Raw genomic sequence first — 6,022 nt, 5'->3', positions numbered from 1 at the left:
CGTCAAGCAGTCAGGCTGCGGTAACAACCCGACCAATCAGGCGGAAAGTCTCGTACTAGAGAGGCCAGCCGTCGTGACCCTGTGGTCAGCGGGCGGCATTATACATAGGTAGCTGGCAATCTGCCGATGGTTCATATGCAACCAATCTCGTCCATTGGTCTAAAGGTCGCAGGGCAGGGTGGCGCGTAGAGTCGTCGCGAATGCTTGAGTTTGGCGCTTTTCCCTTTGCTTTCAGGCTTGTACGAAACGAGATGTGGCCGCGCCACGAACAGAGGGTTTGCGTGTTGATTTAACTGGGTTACGCTCGAACCAAGCCAGATGTTCAATCCAAACAATGGAGTTCAGCATGGGTTACAAGAAGATTCAGGTTCCAGCCGTCGGCGACAAAATCACCGTCAATGCAGACCATTCTCTCAATGTTCCTGATAACCCGATCATCCCCTTCATCGAAGGTGACGGCATTGGTGTCGACATCAGTCCGGTGATGATCAAGGTTGTCGATGCTGCAGTTCAAAAGGCATACGGCGGTAAACGCAAGATTTCCTGGATGGAAGTCTACGCTGGGGAAAAAGCCACTCAGGTTTACGATCAGGACACCTGGCTGCCTCAGGAAACTCTGGATGCAGTCAAGGATTACGTGGTTTCCATCAAAGGCCCGCTGACCACGCCGGTCGGTGGCGGCATCCGTTCGCTGAACGTGGCCCTGCGTCAGCAGCTCGACCTGTACGTCTGCCTGCGCCCTGTGCGCTGGTTCGAAGGCGTACCGAGCCCGGTGAAAAAGCCCGGCGACGTCGACATGACCATCTTTCGCGAGAACTCCGAAGACATCTATGCCGGCATTGAGTGGAAGGCCGGTTCGCCGGAAGCCACCAAGGTCATCAAATTCCTTAAAGAAGAAATGGGCGTCACCAAGATCCGTTTCGACGAAAACTGCGGCATCGGCGTCAAGCCGGTTTCGCTGGAAGGCACCAAGCGCCTGGCACGCAAGGCTCTGCAATATGTAGTCGACAATGACCGCGATTCGCTGACCATCGTGCACAAAGGCAACATCATGAAGTTCACCGAAGGTGCCTTCAAAGAGTGGGCCTACGAAGTGGCCGCCGAAGAATTCGGTGCGACTCTGCTCGATGGTGGCCCGTGGATGCAGTTCAAAAACCCGAAAACCGGCAAGAACGTTGTGGTCAAAGATGCCATCGCCGACGCCATGCTCCAGCAGATCCTGCTGCGCCCGGCCGAATACGATGTGATCGCGACCCTCAACCTGAACGGCGACTACCTCTCCGACGCTCTGGCGGCGGAAGTGGGCGGTATCGGTATTGCGCCGGGCGCCAACCTGTCCGACACCGTGGCGATGTTCGAAGCCACCCACGGTACGGCGCCGAAGTACGCTGGCAAGGATCAGGTGAATCCGGGTTCGCTGATTCTCTCGGCCGAGATGATGCTGCGCCACATGGGCTGGACGGAAGCGGCGGATTTGATCATCAAGGGCACCAACGGCGCTATCTCGGCCAAAACGGTGACCTATGACTTTGAACGACTGATGGACGGCGCCAAACTGGTTTCCTCTTCAGGCTTCGGCGATGCGCTGATCTCGCACATGTAAAACGCAGGCACACAAAAACCGCCTGACTCGATGAATTGAGTCAGGCGGTTTTTTATTGCCAGTATTCAGAGGTAAATCAGTCAGCTCATCGCTTTGGCAGTCGCGGCAGCGGCAGCAGCAGCGGCGCCGACAGCAGCGCCTTCAGCGGCACTGGACGGTTTCTCGATGACAGCATTGATGCCGACCGCATGCAGTCCTTTGGGGCCTTGAACAATATTGAAAACCACGGCTTGCCCGGCCTTGAGGGTTTTATATCCCTCCATTTCAATGGCGGAGTAATGGGCAAAGAAGTCGATCTCTTTGCCGTCCTCGTCGCGGCCTTCGCGGGCGTCGGTATTGATAAAGCCGAATCCCTTGGCATTGTTGAACCATTTCACCTTGCCGACAGCCATGCTCAAATCCCTCTGCAACAGACTCCATCGCTGGAGTATCATCCAGTTCATCCGCAATCTTATTCGTTAAAAGAATTGACTCCGCGGATCTTTTTTACCCACTGTGGGTTCTATTGGTTGTAACACCGTTTTCCCGATAGTCAAGGTGACCGGGCAGTCGGAGTTGAAAACGTGGACAGCCGCCCCCACCACTGTATTTGCACAACTGACGAACCTTTCTTTCCATGCATGCAATCAGCCAGATTCGACTAACATTCAATCAGGATCGCCCGCTTCTCCAAAAGGATCTTCCAGAGGAGCACGACGACGATTCGGCAGGCGTTGCTGTTCAGGATCAAAGCCTGCGTTACAGGCGCCGCCAATGTACAAGGTGGTTTTGTTCAATGATGACTACACACCGATGGATTTCGTCGTCGAAGTGCTCGAGGTGTTTTTTAACCTGAATCGCGAGCTGGCGACCAAGGTCATGCTGGCCGTCCACACAGAAGGACGGGCAGTATGTGAGTGTTTACCCGCGACATCGCCGAGACAAAGGCCATGCAGGTCAACCAGTACGCCAGGGAAAGCCAGCAACCGCTACTCTGTGAAATCGAGAAGTACGGTTAATCGCAGACCACATGGGTATGAGGTGAAGCTATGTTAAACCGCGAGCTCGAAGTCACCCTCAATCTAGCCTTCAAGGAGGCTCGTTCGAAACGTCATGAATTCATGACCGTCGAACACCTTTTGCTGGCCCTATTGGACAATGAGGCTGCCGCCACCGTTTTGCGTGCCTGCGGCGCAAACCTCGACAAACTCAAGCATGACCTGCAGGAGTTCATCGACTCCACCACGCCATTGATCCCCGTTCATGACGAGGATCGCGAAACCCAGCCAACCCTGGGCTTCCAGCGTGTACTGCAACGTGCTGTTTTCCACGTACAGAGCTCGGGCAAACGCGAAGTAACCGGCGCCAACGTGCTGGTTGCAATCTTCAGTGAGCAAGAGAGTCAGGCCGTGTTCCTGTTGAAGCAGCAGAGCGTGGCGCGCATTGATGTCGTCAACTATATCGCTCACGGCATTTCCAAAGTGCCGGGGCATGGCGATCACTCTGAAGGTGAACAAGATATGCAGGACGACGAGGGCGGTGAGTCTTCTTCTTCAGGCAATCCTCTGGATGCTTATGCCAGCAACCTCAACGAACTCGCGCGCCAGGGTCGCATCGATCCGCTGGTCGGTCGTGAATCGGAAGTCGAGCGTGTTGCGCAGATTCTCGCGCGTCGGCGCAAAAACAATCCGCTGCTGGTCGGTGAAGCAGGCGTGGGTAAAACCGCGATTGCCGAAGGTCTGGCCAAGCGCATTGTCGACAACCAGGTTCCGGATTTGCTGGCCGGTAGTGTTGTTTATTCGCTTGATCTCGGTGCTCTGCTCGCGGGCACCAAGTATCGCGGTGATTTCGAGAAGCGTTTCAAGGCGCTGCTCAATGAACTGAAAAAACGTCCGCAAGCCATTCTGTTCATCGACGAGATCCACACCATTATTGGTGCGGGCGCTGCGTCGGGCGGGGTCATGGACGCTTCGAATCTGCTCAAGCCGCTGCTGTCGTCTGGCGACATTCGCTGCATCGGTTCGACCACGTTCCAGGAGTTTCGCGGCATCTTCGAGAAGGATCGTGCCTTGGCGCGTCGCTTCCAGAAGGTCGATGTCGTCGAGCCATCGGTGGAAGACACCATTGGTATCCTGCGCGGCCTGAAAGGGCGTTTCGAACAGCACCACAACATCGAATACAGCGATGAGGCGCTGCGTGCCGCTGCTGAACTGGCATCGCGCTATATCAATGACCGACACATGCCGGACAAAGCCATTGATGTTATTGACGAGGCGGGTGCCTATCAGCGCCTGCAGCCGGTCGAGAAGCGCGCCAAGCGCATCGAAGTGCCGCACGTCGAAGACATCGTCGCGAAAATCGCGCGGATTCCGCCCAAGCACGTCACCAGCTCCGACAAGGAGTTGCTGCGTAACCTTGAGCGTGACCTGAAGCTGACGGTGTTTGGTCAGGATGCGGCGATCGATTCGCTGTCGACCGCGATCAAGCTGTCGCGCGCCGGCCTCAAGTCGCCTGACAAGCCAGTCGGTTCGTTCCTGTTCGCCGGCCCAACCGGTGTCGGTAAAACCGAGGCCGCGCGGCAACTGGCCAAGGCGTTGGGGATCGAGCTGGTTCGCTTCGACATGTCCGAGTACATGGAGCGCCACACCGTATCGCGTCTGATCGGTGCGCCTCCGGGCTACGTCGGTTTCGATCAGGGCGGTCTGTTGACCGAAGCGATCACCAAGCAGCCGCACTGCGTATTGCTGCTCGATGAAATCGAGAAGGCGCATCCGGAAGTCTTCAACCTGCTGCTGCAGGTGATGGACCACGGTACGCTGACCGACAACAACGGGCGCAAGGCGGACTTCCGCAACGTGATCGTGATCATGACCACCAACGCCGGTGCCGAAACGGCGGCGCGTGCTTCGATCGGTTTCACCCATCAGGACCACTCGTCTGATGCGATGGAAGTGATCAAGAAGAGCTTTACGCCGGAGTTCCGTAACCGCCTGGACACCATTATCCAGTTTGGTCGCCTCAGTCACGAGGTCATCAAAAGTGTGGTGGACAAGTTCCTTACCGAGCTTCAGGCGCAGCTGGAAGACAAGCGTGTGCTGCTTGAGGTCACTGATGCCGCGCGTAGTTGGCTGGCGGCGGGTGGTTATGACTCGGCGATGGGCGCGCGTCCGATGGCGCGTCTGATCCAGGACAAGATCAAGCGTCCGTTGGCGGAGGAGATTCTGTTTGGCGAGCTGGCCGAGCATGGCGGTGTGGTGCACATCGACATCAAGGATGGTGAGTTGACGTTTGACTTCGAGACCACCGCAGAGATGGCCTGATGGTTTTTGGCTGATGCTGTAAAGCTAAAGGCGCCTTCGGGTGCCTTTTGCTTTTGGGTATATATCCGTTGCTGCGGCAACGGCTGCTTAGGGTTCCGCCCTTACGGCGGGTCACTTTTGGCAAACGCCCCAAAAGTAACCAAAAGGGCTTGCTCCTACGTGCGGCCCGCTCGCTGGGGCTCGGGGTTCCTTCGCTGCGGGATCGATCCGGGCGCAGCGTCTCCGGTTTGCTTCGCTGCACCTCCTCTCGCTGTGTTTGGCTGCGCCAAACGGTCGCTGCGCTCCCACCCCCGGATCAATCCCTCCACTCAGCCTTCCGACGTCGCCTTACAGATCAAAAGCCGCAGCCGAGCTAACGCTCATCCTGTTGAGTGGTGAAGAGCATGCGGTCGGCTTTTGTTCGGTGTTGGATTAACCCCTCACCCCAGCCCTCTCCCCGAGGAGAGGGAGCCGATTTGTGGGCCTTTCAGAAACTGAGTTCAACGCGGTATCGCACGTCGGCGTACTTCCCCCAAACACCGCGATCAGTCCCCTCTCCCTCCGGGAGAGGGCTAGGGTGAGGGGCTCTTGATCTGGCTTGTGATCTCGCTTTGGCTTCGGCTTTTGATCTTTTGCCCCTTCGGCAGGCCGAGCGTAGGTGTCCATCCGGGGGTTAGGCGCGCAGCGCCGTGCGGCGCAGCCGCACACATCGAGAGGAGGTGCAGCGAAGCAAACCGTAGGCGATGCCCCCGGATGGACACCGTAGCGAGGGAACACTGAGCCTCCGCGAAGTGCCGTACGCCAGGGGCAAAGCCTTTTGGTTCCTTTTTGGCGTTTGAAAAAGGGACTCGCTGTAAGAGCGAAACCGCCAGCGGCCGCACCCGAGAAAACGGATATGCCCCCAAACCCAAACCCAAACCCAAACCCAAAACCCCAAAACGCACATACAAAAACGCCCGGCATAAACCGGGCGTTCTGTATTGACTTGATTAACGAGCGCGGTAAGTAATGCGCCCTTTGCTCAAGTCATAGGGCGTCAGCTCGACGCGCACTTTGTCACCGGTAAGAATACGAATGTAGTTCTTGCGCATCTTGCCGGAAATATGCGCGGTTTCGTCGTGCCGTTTTTCCAACTCAATAG

The 6,022-nt window shown here is 56.8% G+C and carries 4 protein-coding genes and 1 pseudogene; 3 read left to right on the top strand and 2 right to left on the bottom strand.

What is annotated here, in order from left to right:
* Window positions 1–346: 346 nt before the first annotated feature.
* The gene (gene icd / locus ACIF4X_RS06060; RefSeq protein WP_007920207.1) at window positions 347–1,603 is read left to right on the top strand and encodes an NADP-dependent isocitrate dehydrogenase; all 1,257 of its coding nucleotides are present in this window, start codon (window positions 347–349) and stop codon (window positions 1,601–1,603) included.
* Window positions 1,604–1,683: 80 nt separating this feature from the next.
* Here icd and ACIF4X_RS06055 read toward each other — a convergent pair whose 3' ends face one another.
* Window positions 1,684–1,995, bottom strand: a complete 312-nt coding sequence (locus ACIF4X_RS06055; protein WP_397481377.1) for a cold shock domain-containing protein — start codon at window positions 1,993–1,995, stop codon at window positions 1,684–1,686.
* A gap of 224 nt (window positions 1,996–2,219) precedes the next feature.
* On the opposite strand from ACIF4X_RS06055, the pseudogene clpS reads away from it, so the two are divergent.
* Both clpS and clpA read left to right on the top strand, forming a co-directional pair.
* Window positions 2,220–2,601, top strand: a pseudogene (clpS, locus tag ACIF4X_RS06050) (ATP-dependent Clp protease adapter ClpS).
* Between the two features lie 30 nt (window positions 2,602–2,631).
* Window positions 2,632–4,902: an ATP-dependent Clp protease ATP-binding subunit ClpA gene (clpA, locus tag ACIF4X_RS06045; RefSeq protein ID WP_007920210.1), complete on the top strand. Its 2,271-nt coding sequence runs from the start codon at window positions 2,632–2,634 to the stop codon at window positions 4,900–4,902.
* A 968-nt stretch (window positions 4,903–5,870) separates the two neighbouring features.
* Here clpA and infA read toward each other — a convergent pair.
* The coding region (gene infA / locus ACIF4X_RS06040) for a translation initiation factor IF-1 (protein ID WP_397481382.1) at window positions 5,871–6,022 on the bottom strand (152 nt) is incomplete at its 5' end.

This window comes from Pseudomonas sp. NPDC085632 (genome assembly GCF_044541255.1).
Taxonomy (GTDB): Bacteria; Pseudomonadota; Gammaproteobacteria; order Pseudomonadales; family Pseudomonadaceae; genus Aquipseudomonas.
This window is presented reverse-complemented; position numbering and strand designations above follow the sequence as displayed.